The 17,814-nt window shown below is 69.1% G+C and carries 17 protein-coding genes; 8 read left to right on the top strand and 9 right to left on the bottom strand.

Annotated features, from left to right (window positions below):
• Positions 1-60: 60 nt before the first annotated feature.
• From AC2D9U_RS12635 to hpf, 6 genes are all read left to right on the top strand, one after another.
• Complete coding sequence (locus AC2D9U_RS12635) at positions 61-684, top strand: ribonuclease D (protein WP_484749427.1); 624 nt, start codon at positions 61-63, stop codon at positions 682-684.
• Positions 685-777: 93 nt separating this feature from the next.
• On the top strand, positions 778-1,470 hold the full coding sequence (lptC, locus tag AC2D9U_RS12640; RefSeq protein ID WP_484749428.1) for an LPS export ABC transporter periplasmic protein LptC: 693 nt from the start codon (positions 778-780) through the stop codon (positions 1,468-1,470).
• Positions 1,467-2,480 (top strand): LptA/OstA family protein, encoded by a 1,014-nt coding sequence (locus AC2D9U_RS12645; protein WP_484749430.1) that lies wholly within the window; start codon positions 1,467-1,469, stop codon positions 2,478-2,480. The genes lptC and AC2D9U_RS12645 overlap by 4 nt, the downstream gene beginning before the upstream one ends.
• On the top strand, positions 2,480-3,235 hold the full coding sequence (gene lptB / locus AC2D9U_RS12650) for an LPS export ABC transporter ATP-binding protein (protein ID WP_484749431.1): 756 nt from the start codon (positions 2,480-2,482) through the stop codon (positions 3,233-3,235). Before AC2D9U_RS12645 ends, lptB begins: the two co-directional genes overlap by 1 nt.
• Before the next feature lie 19 nt (positions 3,236-3,254).
• Positions 3,255-4,748 (top strand): RNA polymerase factor sigma-54, encoded by a 1,494-nt coding sequence (gene rpoN, locus AC2D9U_RS12655; RefSeq protein WP_484749432.1) that lies wholly within the window; start codon positions 3,255-3,257, stop codon positions 4,746-4,748.
• A gap of 71 nt (positions 4,749-4,819) precedes the next feature.
• On the top strand, positions 4,820-5,416 hold the full coding sequence (hpf, locus tag AC2D9U_RS12660; protein WP_484749434.1) for a ribosome hibernation-promoting factor, HPF/YfiA family: 597 nt from the start codon (positions 4,820-4,822) through the stop codon (positions 5,414-5,416).
• Positions 5,417-5,428: 12 nt separating this feature from the next.
• On the opposite strand, the gene AC2D9U_RS12665 is transcribed toward hpf, so the two are convergent.
• From AC2D9U_RS12665 to efp, 7 genes are all read right to left on the bottom strand, one after another.
• Positions 5,429-6,229 (bottom strand): isocitrate lyase/PEP mutase family protein, encoded by an 801-nt coding sequence (locus tag AC2D9U_RS12665; protein WP_484749436.1) that lies wholly within the window; start codon positions 6,227-6,229, stop codon positions 5,429-5,431.
• A complete protein-coding gene (gene upp / locus AC2D9U_RS12670; protein WP_484749438.1) occupies positions 6,226-6,858 on the bottom strand; it encodes a uracil phosphoribosyltransferase in 633 nt (210 codons plus the stop codon). The genes AC2D9U_RS12665 and upp overlap by 4 nt, the downstream gene beginning before the upstream one ends.
• A 10-nt stretch (positions 6,859-6,868) precedes the next feature.
• Positions 6,869-8,926: a peptidoglycan -binding protein gene (locus tag AC2D9U_RS12675; protein ID WP_484749440.1), complete on the bottom strand. Its 2,058-nt coding sequence runs from the start codon at positions 8,924-8,926 to the stop codon at positions 6,869-6,871.
• Between the two features lie 80 nt (positions 8,927-9,006).
• A complete protein-coding gene (locus AC2D9U_RS12680) occupies positions 9,007-10,146 on the bottom strand; it encodes a flagellar motor protein MotA (protein WP_484749442.1) in 1,140 nt (379 codons plus the stop codon).
• Between the two features lie 153 nt (positions 10,147-10,299).
• Complete coding sequence (locus AC2D9U_RS12685) at positions 10,300-10,773, bottom strand: OmpA family protein (RefSeq protein ID WP_484749444.1); 474 nt, start codon at positions 10,771-10,773, stop codon at positions 10,300-10,302.
• Positions 10,774-10,807: 34 nt separating this feature from the next.
• Positions 10,808-11,671 carry an inositol monophosphatase family protein gene (locus AC2D9U_RS12690; RefSeq protein WP_484749446.1) on the bottom strand — a complete coding sequence of 288 codons (864 nt, stop codon included), beginning with the start codon at positions 11,669-11,671 and terminating at the stop codon, positions 10,808-10,810.
• A gap of 208 nt (positions 11,672-11,879) precedes the next feature.
• Positions 11,880-12,449 carry an elongation factor P gene (efp, locus tag AC2D9U_RS12695; RefSeq protein ID WP_484749448.1) on the bottom strand — a complete coding sequence of 190 codons (570 nt, stop codon included), beginning with the start codon at positions 12,447-12,449 and terminating at the stop codon, positions 11,880-11,882.
• Positions 12,450-12,624: 175 nt separating this feature from the next.
• On the opposite strand from efp, the gene AC2D9U_RS12700 reads away from it, so the two are divergent.
• The gene (locus AC2D9U_RS12700; protein ID WP_484749450.1) at positions 12,625-13,674 is read left to right on the top strand and encodes a DUF262 domain-containing protein; all 1,050 of its coding nucleotides are present in this window, start codon (positions 12,625-12,627) and stop codon (positions 13,672-13,674) included.
• A 776-nt stretch (positions 13,675-14,450) separates the two neighbouring features.
• On the opposite strand, the gene AC2D9U_RS12705 is transcribed toward AC2D9U_RS12700, so the two are convergent.
• The gene (locus AC2D9U_RS12705) at positions 14,451-15,428 is read right to left on the bottom strand and encodes a tripartite tricarboxylate transporter substrate-binding protein (RefSeq protein ID WP_484749452.1); all 978 of its coding nucleotides are present in this window, start codon (positions 15,426-15,428) and stop codon (positions 14,451-14,453) included.
• Positions 15,429-15,529: 101 nt separating this feature from the next.
• Positions 15,530-16,537 carry a lysine-2,3-aminomutase-like protein gene (locus tag AC2D9U_RS12710; protein ID WP_484749454.1) on the bottom strand — a complete coding sequence of 336 codons (1,008 nt, stop codon included), beginning with the start codon at positions 16,535-16,537 and terminating at the stop codon, positions 15,530-15,532.
• A gap of 138 nt (positions 16,538-16,675) precedes the next feature.
• On the opposite strand from AC2D9U_RS12710, the gene epmA reads away from it, so the two are divergent.
• Positions 16,676-17,806: an EF-P lysine aminoacylase EpmA gene (gene epmA / locus AC2D9U_RS12715; protein WP_484749456.1), complete on the top strand. Its 1,131-nt coding sequence runs from the start codon at positions 16,676-16,678 to the stop codon at positions 17,804-17,806.
• Positions 17,807-17,814: the final 8 nt, after the last annotated feature.

Here is a 17,814-nt window from a genome sequence, read left to right on the forward strand (position 1 = left end):
CTCTTCCCATCGGCCCTGGGGGTCTGCGCTTTGGGGTGCACCTTGTTCACCCGGAACGCCATGATCCATCTCCACAAGCATGACCTGCCGGCCGATGTGACCTTCGGCGCCGCCGTCGCCATCGACACCGAGACGATGGGCCTCGACCCGCGGCGGGACCGGCTCTGCCTCGTGCAGCTTTCCGCCGGCGACGGCACGGCGCATTGCGTGCAGATCATCCCGCCATCCCTGGGCGGGCGCGGCGCCGACTGCCCGAACCTCAAGCGCCTGCTGGAGGATCCGGCGGTGCTCAAGATCTTCCACTTCGCCCGCTTCGACGTGGCGGCGCTGCATAACGCGCTCGGCGTCACGGTGGCGCCGGTGGTCTGCACCAAGATCGCCGCCAAGCTGGTGCGCACCTTCACCGACCGGCACGGGCTGAAGGATCTGTGCAAGGAACTGCTCGGCGTCGAGCTTTCGAAGCAGCAGCAATCGAGCGACTGGGGCGCGCCCGAGCTCACCCCCGAGCAGCTGACCTACGCGGCCTCCGACGTGCTGCATCTGCACGCGCTCTGGGCCCGGCTGCAGGCGCTGCTGCTGCGCGAGGGGCGGCTTGACCTCGCCCAGGCCTGCTTCGCCTTCCTGCCCACGCGCGGCCGGCTCGACCTGCTGGGCTATGAGGATCCCGACATCTTCAGCCATTGAGCGCGCCGTGACTCGCGCTTCTGGCACGTTTCTTGTCCGCGATGCGCGCGCGTTGACCCCCTGACGGGGGAGGCCCATACAAAGGGGGTGAAAGTGCTGCCGCCACCCCTCAACCGCGCCGCTTCCGGCCCCGCTGCCTCCCGCGGCACGCCGCGGCGCATGCTCACCCCGTCGCGCCAGCGCCAGGCACCGAGCGCGGCGCAACTCGCGCGGCGGCGGCTGCTGGTCAGCATCGCCAAGCGCGCCCTGCCGGCGCTGGCAGTGGCGCTGCTGGCGACCATCGCGCTCTGGCCCGAATTCGACAGCGCGGCGGATCGCGGCCGCGTCGCCTTCCGCCGTGTGTTGCAGGCCAAGCCCGAGGCGCTGCGCATCATCGAGCCGCGCTACCAGGGCATCGACGAGCAATCCCGCCCCTTCACGGTGACCGCGCGGCTCGCCGTGCAGGGGGGCGACGACAGCGTGGTGGATCTCGACGCGCCGCGCGCCGACATCCTGCTGAGTGACGGCGCCTGGGTCTATGTCGAGTCGCGGGAGGGGCGCTACGCCCGCCCCGATTCGCGTCTCGACCTCGCGGGCGATGTCACGGTGCACCATGATGACGGCACGCAATTCGTCACCGCCCGGGCGAGCCTCGACCTCAAGGCCGGCACCGGGGCGGGGGATGACCCCGTGGCCGCGCAGGGCCCCTTCGGCACGCTGACCGCCCAGGGCTTCCGCCTTTATGACCGCGGCCAGGTGGTGGTCTTCACCGGCCAGGCGCGCACGGTGCTGGAGGGCGGGCGATGAAGCGCCGCGCCCTGCTGCTCGGCCTGCTGGCGACGCCGGCGCTGGGCCAGACGCTCGACCTCAACCAGGGCGGGCCGATCGAGATCACGGCCACCGATGGCATCGAATGGCGCCAGCAGGAGCAGGTGGTGATCGCCCGCGGCAATGCCCGCGCCGTGCGCGATGGCGTGACGGTGGAGGCGGACCGGCTGCTGGCGCGCTATCGGCCCCGCGGCGGAGCCGCAAATTTACAGGGCGGCGGAGCCGCAAACCAGCAGGGCGGCGGCGCCGCGACGCCCGCCGCAGCCAGCCCCGGCGGGGGCGGCGAGATCTGGCGGCTCGAGGCCGAGGGCCGCGTGCGCATCACCTCGCCCACCGAGACGGCCGAGGGCGAGCGCGCGGTCTATGACATCGACCAGGCGGTCATGGTGCTCTCGGGCCGCGGCCTCTCGCTGACCACGCCCGACCAGCGCATCACCGCGCGCGACAGCCTGGAATACTGGCCGCAGCGGCGCATGGCCGTGGCGCGCGGCGCGGCGCTGGTCGTCACCACCGATGAGCGGCGGATCGCCGCCGACACGCTGGTCGCCTATTTCCTCGACTCGCCCATCGCCGGCGCGCCGGGCAGCCCCGCGCCAGCACCGACGCCGGCGCCCACGCCCCGTCCCGCCGGCGCCGCCGGCCTGCCTGCACCCGGCGAGGGCAGCCGGATCGAGCGCGTGGAGGCCTTCGGCCAGGTCGAGATCCGCACCCCCGAGGAAGTCGTGCGTGGCGATCGCGGCGTCTACAACCCGCAGACCGGCCTCGCGCGGCTGGTGGGGCAGGTGCGCATCACGCGCGCCAACAACCAGTTGAACGGCCAGGAGGCCATCGTGAACCTTCGCACCGGCGTCTCGCGCCTGGTCTCGACCCCCGGCACGCGGGTGCAGGGCCTCGTCGTGCCCCAGGCGCAGCAGCCGGGCCAGCCGGCCGTGCCCGCGCCGCGCCCCATCCCCGCCCAGGCGCCGACGCCGCAGGGGGCACCGCGCTGATGACCACCCCCCCGCTGCGCGTTGCCGCCGACAATAGCGGCCTGGTCGCCACCGGCCTGGGCAAGCGCTACCGCAAGCGCCCGGTCGTGCGCGGTGTCTCGATCAACCTCAAGCGGGGCGAGGCGGTGGGGCTGCTCGGCCCGAACGGCGCGGGCAAGACCACGACCTTCTACATGATCACCGGCCTGGTGCAGCCCGATGAGGGCACCGTCACCATGGATGGCAACGACGTCACCTTCCTGCCGATGTATCGCCGCGCGCGGCTCGGCCTCGGCTATTTGCCGCAGGAGGCCTCGATCTTCCGCGGCCTCTCGGTGGAGGACAACATCCGCGCCGCGCTCGAGGTGGTGGAACCCATCCGCGACCGGCGCGAGCAGATGCTCGATTCGCTGCTTGCCGAATTCGGCATCGGCCATCTGCGCCGCGCCCCGGCGCTGGCCCTGTCGGGCGGCGAGCGGCGGCGCTGCGAGATCGCGCGCGCGCTTGCCACGCAGCCTTCCTACATCCTGCTCGATGAGCCGCTGGCCGGCATCGACCCGATCGCGGTCGGTGAGATCCGTGACCTGGTCAAGCATCTCAAGGATCGCGGCATCGGCGTGCTGATCACCGACCACAATGTGCGCGAGACGCTGGAGATCATCGACCGCGCCTATATCCTGCATGACGGCCAGGTGCTGATGGAGGGCAACCCGCAGGACATCGTCGCGCATGAGGGCGTGCGCCGCGTCTATCTCGGCGAGCGCTTCTCGCTGTGATGCGGGGTGCCACCTAGCCATGGCGCTCGGCCAGCGTCTCGATCTGCGCCAGTCGCAGTCGCTGGTGATGACGCCGCAGCTGCGTCAGGCGATCAAGCTGTTGCAATCCTCGAACCTGGAGGTCACCGCCTTCGTCGAGGAGGAGCTGGAGCGCAACCCGCTGCTCGAGCGCGACGAGCGCGCCGAACCCCGCACCGTCGCCGATGAACGCGCGCCCGAGGCCCCCGCGGCCGATTTCGCCGACAGCCACGCCGCCGCGACCTCCGGCGAGATGCCGGCCGAGGGCGCGGGGCCGCTCGACGCCGATTGGAGCAACACCTACGACGCCGATGGCAGCGGCGGCGGGCTCGGCGCAGGCGGCGGCGGTGGTGGCGGGCGCAGCGATTTCGAGGACGACCTCTCGGGCATCGAGGAGATGGCCGATCAGCGCCGCTCGCTGCGCGAACATCTGGGCGAGCAACTCCGCCTGACCTTCACCGACCCGCAGGAGCGGCTGATCGCGGCACAGATGCTCGCGATGGTCGATGCCGCCGGGCGCCTGCCGGTGACCGACGCGCAGATCGCCGCCGCGATGGGGTGCGAGGAGGCGCGCGTGCAGGGCGTGCGCGCGCGCATGATGCGCTTCGACCCGGTGGGCATGTTCGCGCGCGACCTGCGCGAATGCCTCGCCGTGCAATTGCAGGACCGCAACCGCTACGACCCGGCCATGGCGGCGCTGCTCGACAATCTCGACCTGCTGGCGCGGCGCGACATGCGCGCGCTGCAGAAGGTCTGCGAGGTGGATGCCGAGGATCTGGCCGAGATGGTGGCGGAGATCCGCCGGCTCGACCCCAAGCCCGGCGCGAGCTTCGATGCCGAGCCCGCCATGGCGGTGGTGCCTGACGTGCTGATGCGCCGGATGCCCGATGGCGGCTGGGCGGTGGAGCTGAACCCCGAGACGCTGCCGCGCGTGCTGATCAACCGCGGCTTCCACGCCCGCGCCGTGGTCGGCGCCAAGTCGCGCGACGACAAGGCCTATATCGCCGATCGTCTCCAGACCGCGACCTGGCTGGTGAAGTCCCTGGAGCAGCGGGCGAACACCATCCTCAAGGTCGCGGCCGACATCGTGCGCCGCCAGGATGGCTTCTTCCGCCACGGGGTGGCGCATTTGCGCCCGCTCATCCTGCGCGAGGTGGCGGAGACCGTCTCGATGCATGAAAGCACCGTGAGCCGGGTGACGGCGAACAAGTATATTGCGACGCCGCGCGGCACCTTCGAGCTCAAATATTTCTTCACCACCGCCATCGCCGGAACCTCGGGCGGGGAATCGCATTCGGCCGAATCCGTCCGGTTCCGCATCCGGGAAATGATCGTCAACGAGCCGCCGGACGACGTGCTCTCCGACGATGCGATTGTCGAGCGGCTGCGCAAAGAAGGCGTGGACATCGCCCGCCGAACGGTGGCCAAATACCGGGAGGCGCTGCGCATACCCTCATCCGTGCAGCGCAAGCGGGAGAAGGCCGTCCCGGCCTGATCTTGGCGTCGACTGCCGCCGGACCTCCCCGGGCGGCCTTCCCCGGATAACGAGGAAGGAAAGCACGCTCCATGCATATCACGGTCGCAGGCAAGCAGGTCGAAACCGGTGAGGCGCTGCAGGCGCATGTCCGCGAGGGTCTCGGCACCATCGCGAAGAAGTATTTCGATCATGCGCTGGAAGCCAACGTCACCTTCCGCCGCGACGCCAAGGGCCACGCCTTCGTCTGTGACATCAACCTCAAGGCCGGGCGCAACCTGTTCATGCGCGGCGAGGGGGAGGGGGCGGACGCCCATCGGGCCTTCGAGGAAGCCTCCGAACACGTCGCCAAGCGGCTGCGACGCTATCGACGACGGGTGAACGACCACGCCCGCTCCCTCGCCGTGGTGCGCGAGCGCCCGGCGAGCGAACCGGCGCGCCAGGTCGTGCTGCAGATGCCCGAGGAGGACACGGAGGTCGATGAGAAGGCCGCCGCCGGCGACAACCCCGCCGTGGTCGCCGAGAGCCCCGGCGAGATCGAGCGCCTGTCGGTGAGCGAGGCGGTGATGCGGATGGATTTCACCCATGTGCCGGTGCTGATGTTCCGCAACAGCGGCACCGGCGCGCTCAACGTCATCTACCGCCGGCCTGACGGCAATGTCGGCTGGATCGACCCGAAGGTGAACTGAAAAGGGAAGGGCTCAGCCGCCGAACAGGCGGTTGAGCTCCCCACCCGGCAGCCGCGCGCCGAGCGCTTCGAAGCTGCCGGCCTTCAGGCCGCGCGCGGCGTTGGCGAGGGCACCCCAGGCCACGCCGGCCAGCGCCCCGCCGACGCTGATTCGCCGCACGCCCGTCGCGGCGATCTCGGCCTGGGTCAGGCCGAGCGGGCGTGAGACGAGCACATTCACCGGCAGGGGATGCGCCGCGCGCACCACGGCCTCCATCTGCGCCAGCGTCGTCAGGCCGGGCACGTAGATCACCTCCGCCCCCGCCTCGGCATAGGCCGGGATGCGGGACAGTGCCTCGGCGAGGGGATCGGCGAGGGTGGTGAAGAAGGCCTCGCAGCGCCCGACCAGCATCGCCGGATTGCCCAGCGCATCCAGCGCCCGCCGCGCCGCGCGCAGCCGGGCCACGGCCACGCCGCGTTCGAACAGCGCGGGCTGCAGCGCCTCTGCCGCATCCTCGATGGAAAGCCCGGCCACGCCCGTTTCGGCGCAGCGCGTGACGTTCTCGGCCACGCCCTCCGGTGTGGCGGCGAAGCCCGCGCCGAAATCGGCATTCACCGGCAGCGCGGTGGCGCGCACGATTGCGGCGACATGCGCCAGCGTGGCCTCGAGATCCATCCCGCCATCCGGCAGGCCCAGGGCGTGGGCGGCGCCGCTGCTGGTCGTCGCCAGCGCCTGGAAACCTTCCGCGGCCAGGAAGCGCGCGGTGCCGGCATCCCAGGGGTTGGGCAGCAGGAAGCAGCCTTGCGCGTGCAGGGCGCGGAAGGCCGCGCTCATCCGACCGTGCCGAAGCAGCGGTCGCCCGCATCGCCCAGGCCTGGCACGATGAAGCCGCGCTGGTCGAGCTTCTCATCGAGGGCCGCGGTGAAGATCGGCACGTCGGGATGCGCGGCGGAGAGCGCGGCCACGCCCTCGGGCGCCGCAACGACACAGACGAAGCGCAGATGCGGCGCGCCCGCTTCCTTCACGCGGCTGATGGCGGCGATGGCGCTGCCGCCGGTGGCCAGCATCGGGTCGAACAGGATCGCGCCCCGCTGCGTCACCTCGGGCGGCATGCGCAGCAGGTACTGGCTGGGCTTGAGCGTGTGCTCGTCGCGCACCAGCCCGACATGGCCGACCGGCGCATCGGGCAGCACCTGCATGCCGCCCTCCATCAGCCCGAGCCCGGCGCGCAGCACCGCCACCAGCACCGGCTCGGGCGCTGCCAGCATCCGGTGATCCATGGTGGTCAGCGGCGTGGTGACGCGCCGCGTCGCGGTGGGCAGGCCGCGCGTCGCCTCGATGGTCAAGATCGCCCCGATCTCCGCCAGCAGCCGGCGGAAGAGCGGGCTCGGCGTCGCGGCATCGCGCAGCACGCCGAGGCGATGCGCGAGCAGGGCGTGGTCGACGATGTTGAGGGTCTTCATCCGGCGGATCTCATCGGTCTGTCAGCCGCAATTCGATGCGGCGGTTGCGGGCAAAGGCTTCGGGCGTGTCGCGGTCATCCAGCGGCTGGGCGTCGCCGAAGGCGGCCGCGGCGAGGCGATTGGCGGGCAGCCCCTCATTGATCAGCAGCTGCGTCACGGCGATGGCGCGCGCGGCGGAGAGTTCCCAATTCGTGGCGAAGCGCCCGCCGCCACGGATCGGGCTGCGATCGGCATGGCCATCGATACGCAGCACCCAGGCGAGGTCGGGCGGGAATTGCGTGGAGAGGTCGATCAGCACCCGCCCCAGCTCGCGCATCTGCTGCGCGCCCAGCGGCGACAACTCGGCCGAGCCGACGGGGAAGAGCACCTCGGATTGGAAGACGAAGCGGTCGCCCACGATCCGCACCTCCGGCCGGTCGCCCAGCACGCGGCGCAGCCGGCCGAAGAAATCCGAGCGGTATTGCTGCAACTCTTCCACCCGCGCGGCGAGTGCGGCGTTCAGCCGCTGGCCGAGCGCGATGATCTGCGCCTCCTGGTCGCGCCCGGCATCCTCGGCCGCCTCCAGCGCGGCCGCGACGCGGGCGAGTTCGGCGCGCAGCGCCTCCACCTGCCGGGTCAGCAGCGCGACCTGCGCGCGCGCGCTTTCGGAGAGCCGCACATATTCCGCGCGCTCCGCCTCCGCGGCGGCGCGGCGGCGCTCCTCCTGCGCGGCGCGGCCGGTGGCCTCACTGGCGAGCATCCCGGCCGCGGCGGCGCGCGCGGCTTCCTGCTGTCGCGCGGCCTCGGCGGCGGCGGCGCGGCTGGCCTCCTGCTGGCGGGCGGCCTCGGCCGCTTCGCGCGCCATCTGCGCCTGGGTGGCGCGGCCCGTGGCCTCGGCCAGCGCGCGCTGGGCGGCGGCGATGGCCTGCTCGGCCGAGCCGCGGCGGCGTTCCTCCTCGCCCGCGCGGGCCAGGGCGGCGGCGGCCTCGCGCTCGGCCTGGTCGCGCAGCGCGGCCAGGGCGCGCAGCTGCTCCTGGAGCCGGGCGATGTCGCTCAGCCGCGCCTCGATGGTCGCACGATCCGCCTGCACGGTCTGGTCGAGCCGCGCGGCCTCGGCCCGCAGCGTCGCGATGTCCTGCTGCGCCGCCTGCAGCGTGCGGCGCGCGGCGGCGAGGTCCCGCGCCAGCGCCTCGGCCTCGCGGCGTCGGGCTTCCAATTCCTGCGCCGTCACGTCGCGCTCGCGCGCTGCCGTGTCGCGGGCGGTGCGGGTTGCCGCGAGGTCGCGCGCCAGCGCCTCGGCCTCGCGCGTGCGGGTGGCGAGTTGCTGCGCGGTGGCGTCACGCTCGCCGATCACCGCATCGCGCGCCGCCTGGGTCGCGGCCAGGTCGCGCTGCGTGGCTTCGCGCGCTGCGCGTTCGGCCAGCAGATCGCGCTGGGTCGCCTCGCGCAGCGCACGCTCCTGCGTCAGGTCGCGCGTGGTGCCGGCAAGCTGGTCGCGCGTGGCGGTGAGATCCCGGCGCAGCGCGGCCAGGGCGGCGCGCTCGGCGGCGAGCAGGCGTTGTGCCTCGGTGAGGGTGCGCACCGTGCTGGCGGCGTCGCCGCCCGCGGCCTCGGCCCGGGCCAGCGCCTCCGCGAGCCGGCCTTCCAGCTCCGCGATGCGCGCCGCGCCGCCGCCGGCCGCGATGTCGAGATCGGTGAGGCGCGCGGTCAGCCGGTCACGTTCCGTGCGCAGCGCGTCGCGGTCCTGGGCGAGGCGGTCGCGCTCCTCGCGCAACGCGCCGAGGCTGCGGTTCAGCGCCTCCCGCAGCGTGGCGGCGGTGCGGAGTTCATCGGTGCTGCGGGCGAGCGCCCCGCGCAGCTCCTCCGCCTGGCCGCGCTCCAGGGCGAGCAGTTCGGACAGCTCGTTCACCTGCCGGTTCAGCCGGTCCAGCGCCCGGTCGCGCGAGGAGAGGGTGACGGAGAGGAAGCCCTGCGCCAGCACGAAGACGAGCAGGACGAAGATGATGACCATGAGCAGCGTGGAGAGCGCATCCACATAGCCCGGCCAGGCTTCGAGCCCGCCGCGATCGCGCCGCCTGCGCATCGCCATTTATGCGTGTGCCCTGGCGGGCACGCGCAGCCGATTCACGGCTTCGGGGCCTGCGCCGCTCCGCCGATCGGACGCGCGGCTCATCTTGGCGGCTCTTCCGCCAGCGCCGCGATGGTCCGCGCCAGCACCTTGATCTCGTTGCGGATCTCAGTGGTGGACTGCATGCGGCCCTGGCTTACCTCCTCCAGCATCCGCGCCATGTAGAGTTCGAGGTTGCGCAGATGCCCGCGCGAGGCCTCGTCCAGCGCCCCATGCTGCGAGGCATCGGCCAGGCGCGACAGGGTGGGGGCGAGCTGCGCCTGCGCCTCGGCCATCCGCGCCATCAGCGTCTGCGAGGCGCGCATCTGCTCGGTGAGCACCGAAAGCCGCTCGGCCAGCGCCATCAGGGTCTGGTTGGACTGCACACGCCCTTCCTCGCCCCGCGCCATGGCGCGCTGCAGCTCATCCATGTTCTCGGCCGATTGCTCGAGCAGCGCCTGCACATAGGCGGGCAGGCTGCCCTCGCCCTCCGCGCCCAGCGCGCCGGTGGACAGCCGCGTGGCGCCGGCCAGCCAATCCTCGAGCTCCGTATAGAAGCGGTTCTGCGCCTGGCCCGAGGTGAGGTCGAGAAAGCCCAGCACCAGCGCGCCCGCGAGGCCCAGCATGGAGGAGGAGAAGGCCACCGACATGCCGCGCAGCGGCTCGGCCAGCCCCGACTTCAACTGGTTGAACAGCGCGTTGATGTCGCCCGAGCCGACCGACATGTTGCCGATCACGGTCGAGACCGAGCCGATCGTCATCAACAGGCCCCAGAAGGTGCCGAGCAGGCCGAGGAAGATCAGCAGCCCCGTGGCGTAGCGGGAGAGTTCGCGGCTCTCATCCAGCCGGCTCTCGATGCCATCCAGCACGCTGCGCATGGCCACGGCGGAGAGGCTGAGGCGCTCGCTGCGGCGCTGGGCGAACATGCTCGCCATCGGCGCCAGCAGCCGCGGCGCCGGGCGGTCGGAGGTGACCTTGGCGGGGTTGCGGAAGGCTTCCAGCCACTCGACCTCGCTGGTCAGCAGCAGCACCTGGCGGATGTTCCAGGCCACGCCGAGCCCCAGTACCGCTGCGATCACGCCGTTCAGGATCGGGTTGGCGGCGAAGGCCGTGGCGAGTTCCGGCGCGAGCAGAGCCACCAGCACGGCCACCGCCGCGAGGAAGCCCAGCATGCGCCAGAGGAAGACGGTGGGGCTGGTCATGCGTCCATCCCTGCGCTGCGACCTGCGCCCGCCACAGGCGGGCGAGCGCCCGACCGGGCGCCGCGGCCAATGCCGCGCAGCCAAGCGCGCGGAAGCGCGCGCCGGCGATTGAGGGCGGGTCGGCTTCGAGCCGCAGCAAAAAGCGTCATCGCGCTACCTCGTCTGGCTGGTGCGGCGCGTCACGCCCGGGGGCAGGATATCGGCGGCATCCAGCGCGGCCTGGGTGCGGCCCAGGGCGCGGACATCGATGCGCGTCGCATCCAGCCCGCCGGCCACCAGCGCATCGCGCACCGCATTGGCCCGCGCGAGCGACAGCCGGCGCGCGGCGGAGACATCATTGGCCGGCCCGCTCGCATGCCCCTCCACCGTCACGCGGCCGAGGCCCGGCTGGGTGCTGGCAGCGAGGCGCCGGCCGATCTCGGCCAGCGTCGGGGCGGTGCCGGCGGGCAGGGCCGTTTCATTGGTGCGGAAGGTGAGGCGATAGGCGCCCTGGGTCAGCGGCGACATGCCTGTGGGCAGGGCGAGCGGCGCCGGCGGCGCGCCGCGCGGGGCGGGCGCCGGGGCTGTTCCCTGGGCCTGCGCCGTGCCGCTCAGGACCAGCATCAGAAGGGCGGTGTGGAGTCGCATGCCCGTGCAACCTACCGGGCCGCGCGGGAAATCGCTATGCGCGGGACTCGCGCGCGGCCTGGGCGGCGGCGATGCCCTCTGCCACCACCTCGCGCAGCTTGGGGTGCAGCGCCTGGTTGCCCACCACCAGATCGCCGGTCTCGTAATGCGTGTCGCCACCCGCGGGGTCGGAGAGGAAGCCCCCGGCCTCCTTCACGATCACGAGGCCCGCCGCGATGTCCCACTTGTTCAGGCCGAGTTCCCAGAACCCGTCATAGCGCCCGGCCGCGACCCAGGCGAGGTCGAGCGCCGCCGAGCCGAAGCGCCGCACGCCCGCCACCTGCGGCATGAGCCGCGCCAGCGTGGCGGTGAACTCCGCCTTGCGCTGCACCTTGGCGAAGGGGATGCCGGTGGCGAACAGCGCGCTCACCATGTCCCGCCGGCCGGAGACCCTGAGACGCTTGTCGTTGAGATAGGCGCCCATGCCCTTCTCGGCCCAGAACATCTCATTGCCGGCGGGGTTGTAGATGCACCCCGCCACGAGTTCGGTCTTGCCGTCCGGGTTGCGCTTCTCGACGCCGACGGAGATCGCCCAATGCGGGATGCCGTGCAGGAAGTTGGTGGTGCCATCGAGCGGATCGACCACCCAGCGCCACTCCCAATCATCCCCGCCTTCTCGGGCAGCCTGGCCGCCTTCCTCGCCGAGGAAGGCCCAGCCCGGGCGGGCGCGGCCGAGTTCCTCGCGCAGCGTCTGCTCGGCGCGCATATCGGCCTGGGAGACGAAGTCGCCGGGCCCCTTGGAGGTGACCTGGAGGTTCTCGACCTCCGCGAAGTCGCGCAGCAGGCGGCGCGACGCCTTCTGGATCGCGCCTTGCAGCACGGTCATGGCGGGGGAGAGTCGGGGCGAGGAGACGGCCATGGTCTTGGGGATTCCTGGCGTTCAATGAGCGGGGAGGCGCGGCCTCCGATTCGAAACCCTTACGCCCGGAAAACCCTCTCCCCCCGCCTTGGGGGGGAGAGGGCAGGGTGAGGGGGACTATGGCAGGCGCGGTGCGCGGGCGGCGAAAGCGCCCCCCTCACCCGACCCTCTCCCCCCATAGCGGGGGGAGAGGGCTTTGCTCGGCCACTCAGCCCTTCGCGCGCTCGTAGTAGGAGCCGTCTTCCGTCTTCACGACGATCTTCTCGCCGACGGTGATGAAGGGCGGCACCATGGTCTTCACGCCGTTGGAGAGCACGGCGGGCTTGTAGGAGGAGGTCGCGGTCTGGCCCTTCACGACGGGGTCGGCCTCGACGATCTCGAGCACCACGGTCTCGGGCAGGTCCATGGAGACCGGCTCGCCCTCGATGAGGCGGACATTGACGGTCATGTTCTCGACCAGGAAGGGCAGGCGGTCGCCGAGGATGTCCTTCGGCACGGCGGTCTGCTCGTAGCTTTCCGGGTCCATGAGGATGATGTTGTCGCCCTCGGCGTAGGAATAGGTGAATTCCTTGTCCTCGGTGGTCAGGCGCTCCACCGTATCGGCCGTGCGCCAGCGCTGGTCCTTCTTGGCGCCGGTCTTGATGTTGCGCATGTCCACCTGGATGATGGCATTGCCTTTGCCGGGGATCATGATGTTCTGCTTGATGATCGTGTAGCGCTGGCCCTCGAACTCGATGACCATGCCGGCACGCATCTGATTGGCCTGCATCTTCGCCATGGGGCGGGTATCCTGACTTGTCGCTGATTAGGGTGCGGGGCGCTTACAACGGGCCGGGGCGGGGGGCAAGCGACTGAGCCCCGTTTGCCGATTAGTGAAACAGGTCTGGCTCGAAACTGTGGCTCGCGGCATTCTAGCGCGGTCATGTTCAGCAACGTCCACTCGGTTAGGCGAAATGCAGCAACCTCACATAGCTCCCTACCCCATCAGCGACTTCCTCCAGTGGCAGGGTATGGGGCAACTTAAACTGACACCGAAATTTCAGCGCCGCGATGTGTGGGTGCCAAAGGCAAAATCATATCTCATTGATACAATTCTGCGGAAAATGCCCATCCCGTCTGTTTTTCTTCGACTATCCATCGACTCAAGAGAGAAAAAAATCGTTAGGGAAGTGGTGGATGGCCAGCAAAGATTGCGAACAGTACTTGCGTTTATGAAGAATGATTTTTCAATACTTGAAGTTCACAACCAAGAATTTGCTGGAAAAAGATATTCAGAGCTTCCTCAAAACGTGCAAGATGATTTTATGTCGTATAAATTCCAAGTTAATACGCTTGAGAACGTTAGTGATGCCGAAGTTTTGAGGATTTTTGCGCGGCTGAACACCTATACTACGGCGTTAAAGGGGCAGGAACTGCTAAACGCTGAGTATTTTGGTGCCTTTAAGCAGTGCGTATATGATATATCGCTTAGCCACTATTCTTTTTGGATAAATAACTACATATTTTCAGACGCAAAAATTGCCAGGATGAGCGAAGCGGAGCTCGTTTCCGAGCTGCTCATTTGCATGATTGATGGAATCAAACAAACAAAATCGGCAGATTTACGTAATTATTATAAGAAATATGATGACCAATTTAATGGGTTTGTTTATCGGCAAAAATTCAATGATGTTATTGATGAGATCGGATCGGTAGTTTCTAGCATTAAGGAAATGAATGGAAGTTTGCGTAATTCTCCGTTGCGTAGATTGCCGCTTTTTTTCTCCTTGTTTCTAGCGGTATATGACGCAAAGCACGGGCTGCCGAATTCTGATCGTGTTGGATCGCTTGTCTTTCGCCCTTCTGATTTTCAGGAGCGGTTTCGGGTTTTGGTCGAGAGTCTCGGCGAGAAGCAGTCGTCCGGGCCTGCCCTAGAACTTTTGGACCTAAGCTCGAAAGCCACTGCAGATGTTTCGCGACGTAAGCGTCGCCACGCTATTTTAATGCAGAATCTGTTCCTTTGAGCGCCGACGCTATATGACTAATCATTCGATAAATTTTATTCATAAGAATTTCAAGCATAGCGTACATCGCGCGAAAAACATAATGAATACAATAAAATATTCCAAAAAGAAAGACGGTGCGGCTCTCCATGCGCGAGACATTGAGGAGGTCCATAGTCTATGCTTAATTAAATTTACCCTGGCTTGGGAAACTCTTATTGAAGAAAGTTTTCTAAGGTACATGTGTGGGGCTGTCTCCCCATTGGGGTATGCTCCAGTTTTATTGAATCCAAAATTTAGGTCTATTACGATAGCCCATAATTTCCTTAGGAATCACGGAGGAAGACAGCGTCAGTATTTGGCCTGGAATGCCCAAGACATATTGGGTAGGGCAAATTTATGCTTTGATAGTGGGGGCAGATACGTTCCTGTGATTCAGGCGTCACGACTGGTATTGCAGGATGTCTACTCAGTCCGAAATCGAGTAGCGCACAGATCAGACTCTTCTCATAGACATTTTTCGGACGTGGTGCGGGCAAAGATAGGGTATATTCCTCGGGGAATAACGCCAGGGCGATTTCTAATGAAGAATTCGGGTGGATCTCCAATTATCATTTCGTATTTTGCACAGTTAGAGGCGGCTGCACAAATTATCTGTGACTAAATTGGTCACGTATTTTCCGCGCGTGCCTCCGATCTCCGGGCTATGCGTTCTGTCTGAACGCTTAGCCGGAGATGTTTAGGCGGACATCAGGAATTAGCACTGCGCTTTTAAACGAAATCCCCTGGGGCAGCCCCTACTCCGGCTGCACCCCGGCCGCCCGCAGGATCCGCGTGTAGCTCTCCACACCCTCCCGCACCACGCGCATCACCACCTCCGGCGTGTCGAAGCCGGGCCGATAGGTCACGCCCGCCAGCTCCTGCATCCGCCCGGCATTCTGCGTGAGCGCCCCGGTGAAGGCGGCCGCGAGGGCGGACAGCGCGGCGGGCGGCGTGCCGGCCGGCGCCAGGATCGGGAAGAACTCCTCCAGCGCCATGCCCTGCAGCCCGGCCTCGGCGGCGGTCGGCACATCCGGCAGCGCGGGGCTGCGCACATCGCCCAGCACCGCCAGCGCCTTCACCGACCCGCCCCGGATCTGCCCGAGCGAGGAGGCCATGGTCGGCGTGCCGAACTGCGATTCCCCCTGCACCAGCGCCACCACGGCCGGTCCGCCGCCGCGGTAGTGCACCAGCTCGGTCTGCACCTGCTGGGTCGCGCGCAGCAGCTCGCCCGCGACATGGGTGGAGCTGCCGATGCCCGCCGTCGCCTGGTTGTAGCGGCCGGGATTGGCGCGCAGCAGCGCGATCAGCTCCCGCGCATTGGTCGCCTGCACGCGGTTCGCGGCGACCAGCACATGCGGCGAGAAGCCGGCCACGGCCACGCCGGCGAAATCCGTCACCGCGTTGTAGGGCACGCGCGCCACGATCGCGGGTACGGTGGAATGCGCCGAGTTGATCAGCAGCGTGTGGCCATCGGGTGCGGCGCGCGCCACGAACTCACTGCCGATCACGCTGCCCGCGCCGGCGCGGTTCTCGATCACCAGGGGCTGGCCGAGCGCGGTGGCCACGCTGTCGCCGATGATGCGGGCCACGATGTCGTTCGACCCGCCGGGCGCGAAGGGCACGATCAGGCGCATCGGCCGGTTCGGCCGCCAGGCGGCCCCCTGCGCTTGCGCGAGCGCGGGCGCGGCGAGCGCACCGAGGGCGAGGGCAAGCGTCTGGCGGCGGGTGGTCATCGTGGCGAGTCTCCCTTTGGTTGGCGGTGGCGCATTTCCGCGCCTTCATCCCATCATCCCTGGATAGCGCGTTGCGCGGCGCGGGACAGCCCCCCTTCTTTTCAGTCCCCGTCGCGCGCCATGGGCACCTTGCCGCCACCGCCCGGCGTCTCACGCACATAGAGCGGCTGGCCGAGCCCGCTGAGGCGGCCCCGCAGCGCGCGGGTCAGCGCCAGGCCTTCCTCGGGCGGGACCAGGAAGCGCGCCGTGCCCGGGGCGGGGTCAAGCTGGTGCAGGTAATAGGGCTTCACCCGGTGGCGCAGCATGGTGCGGCACAGGGCCTCCAGCGCCTCGACGGAATCATTCACCCCGCGCAGCAGCACGCTCTGGCCGAGCAGCACCACGCCGGCACGGGTGAGGCGGGCCAGCGCCTCGGTGGCCTCGGGCGTGAATTCATCGGCGTGGTTGGCGTGCAGGCAGAGGTAGAACGCCGTTCTGGTGGACAGAACCTCTGCCATCGCCTCGGTCACGCGCCCCGGATCGGCGACCGGCACGCGGGTATGGACGCGGAGGAGCTCGATATGCGGGATGGCGGAGAGCCGCTCCACCAGCCAGCCCAGGCGGCGGGGGCTGAGCATCAGCGGGTCGCCGCCCGTGAGCACCACCTCCCGCACCTGCGGCGTGGCGGCGAACCAGTCGAGCGCCGTCTCAAGTTCCGCCTCGGTGAGCAGCCCGCCATCGGGGCCCACCACCTCGCGCCGGAAGCAGAAGCGGCAATAGACCGGGCAGGCCAGCAGCGGCTTCAACAAGGCGCGATCGGGGTAGCGGTGCACCACGCCCTTCACCGGGGTGAAGGGGGCGTCCGCGGTCGGGTCCTCGATCTCATGCGGGGCGGTGATCAGCTCGGCCGCGTCGGGCAGGTATTGCAGGCCGATCGGGTCATCCGCCGCGCGGATCCGCGCCGCCATGGCGGGGGTGACGGCGATGGCATAGCGCGCGGCCACCGCCTCGGCGGCGGCGCGCGCGGCCTCGGGCAGCAGGCCGGCGGCGATCAGATCCGCCGCGCTGCGCAGCGTGCGGCTGTGGGAGGCTTGCGCGTTGTTCTGGCGCTCGGCGGTCGAAGGGGGCATGATCGCCCCTGTCTAGAGCAGAACGGGGCGCGCCCGAAGGGGGCGTGGGCCGCGCTGTTCGGGCAGAACGGGCCGCCTGGGCGCCGGTGCCTTCTGGGGAGAGGCAGCGACGCGGGCCCTTAGCATGAGGTCACGCGCATGCCGCAATCGGCGAACTCCCCCCACCAGAAGCCGCATTGGCACCCCGAGCGCCTGCAGGCGCGGCTGCCCTTTCTCCAGCGCCGTGCGGAACTGACCGCCGCCGTGCGCGCCTTCCTCACCGGGCGCGGCTACACCGAGGTCGAAACACCCGCCCTGGTCCCCGCGGCCGGGATGGAGGTGCATCTGCGCGGCTTCGCCAGCGCCTACAAGCCGCATCTGGGGGTGGGCGAGCACACGCCGCTCTGGCTGCGCACCTCGCCCGAGATGGCGCTGAAGCGCCTGCTGGTGGCCGGCGCCGGGCCGGTCTTCGAATTCGCCCGCGTCTGGCGCAATGGCGAGGCCAGCCCGCACCACGCGCCCGAATTCACCATGCTGGAATGGTACGCCCCGGCCATGACGCTCGGCGAGCTGATGACCGAGACCGAGGTGATGCTGCGCTCCGTCTGCCCCGCGCAGGTCGAGCACAATGGCGTGGCCTGCGACCTCTCCCTGCCCTTCGAGCGCATCAGCGTCGCCACCGCCTTCTCGCGGCATTGCCGGGGGATGGACATCCTCGGCACCATCGATGCGCGCACGGGCGAGGGCAATGCCGCGCGGCTGCGCCAGGCGGCGGCGCGGGCGGGGCTCTTCGTGCCGGCGACCGATAGCTGGGAAGACGGCTTCTTCCGCCTGATGCTGCAATTCGTGGAGCCGAAGCTCGGCCGCGGGCGCGCCACCTTCCTCACCCATTGGCCCACGCCCCAGGCCGCACTCAGCCGGCGCGACCCGCAGGATGCCCGCCAGGCGCTGCGCTTCGAGCTGTTCATCGCCGGCATGGAGATGGCCAACGCCTTCGACGAACTCACCGACCCGGCCGAGCAGCGCGCGCGCTTCGAGCGCGACGTGGCCGCGCGCCAGCAGGAATCGGGCGAGCGCGGCTGGGAGGTGGATGAGGATTTCCTCGCCGCCATCGAATACGGCATGCCCGCCACGGCCGGCATCGCGCTGGGCTTCGACCGGCTGGCGATGCTGGTGAGCGGCGCGGCCGACATCGAGGACGTGCTCTGGCTGCCCGCCTTGCCGCGCCAGGCGCTCGCCGCCATCGCGGCACCGCCCAAGCTGCTCGAAGCGCCCGGGGTCGCTGCCTGAAGGCGGGC

The organism is Roseomonas sp. TF40, from assembly GCF_057219975.1.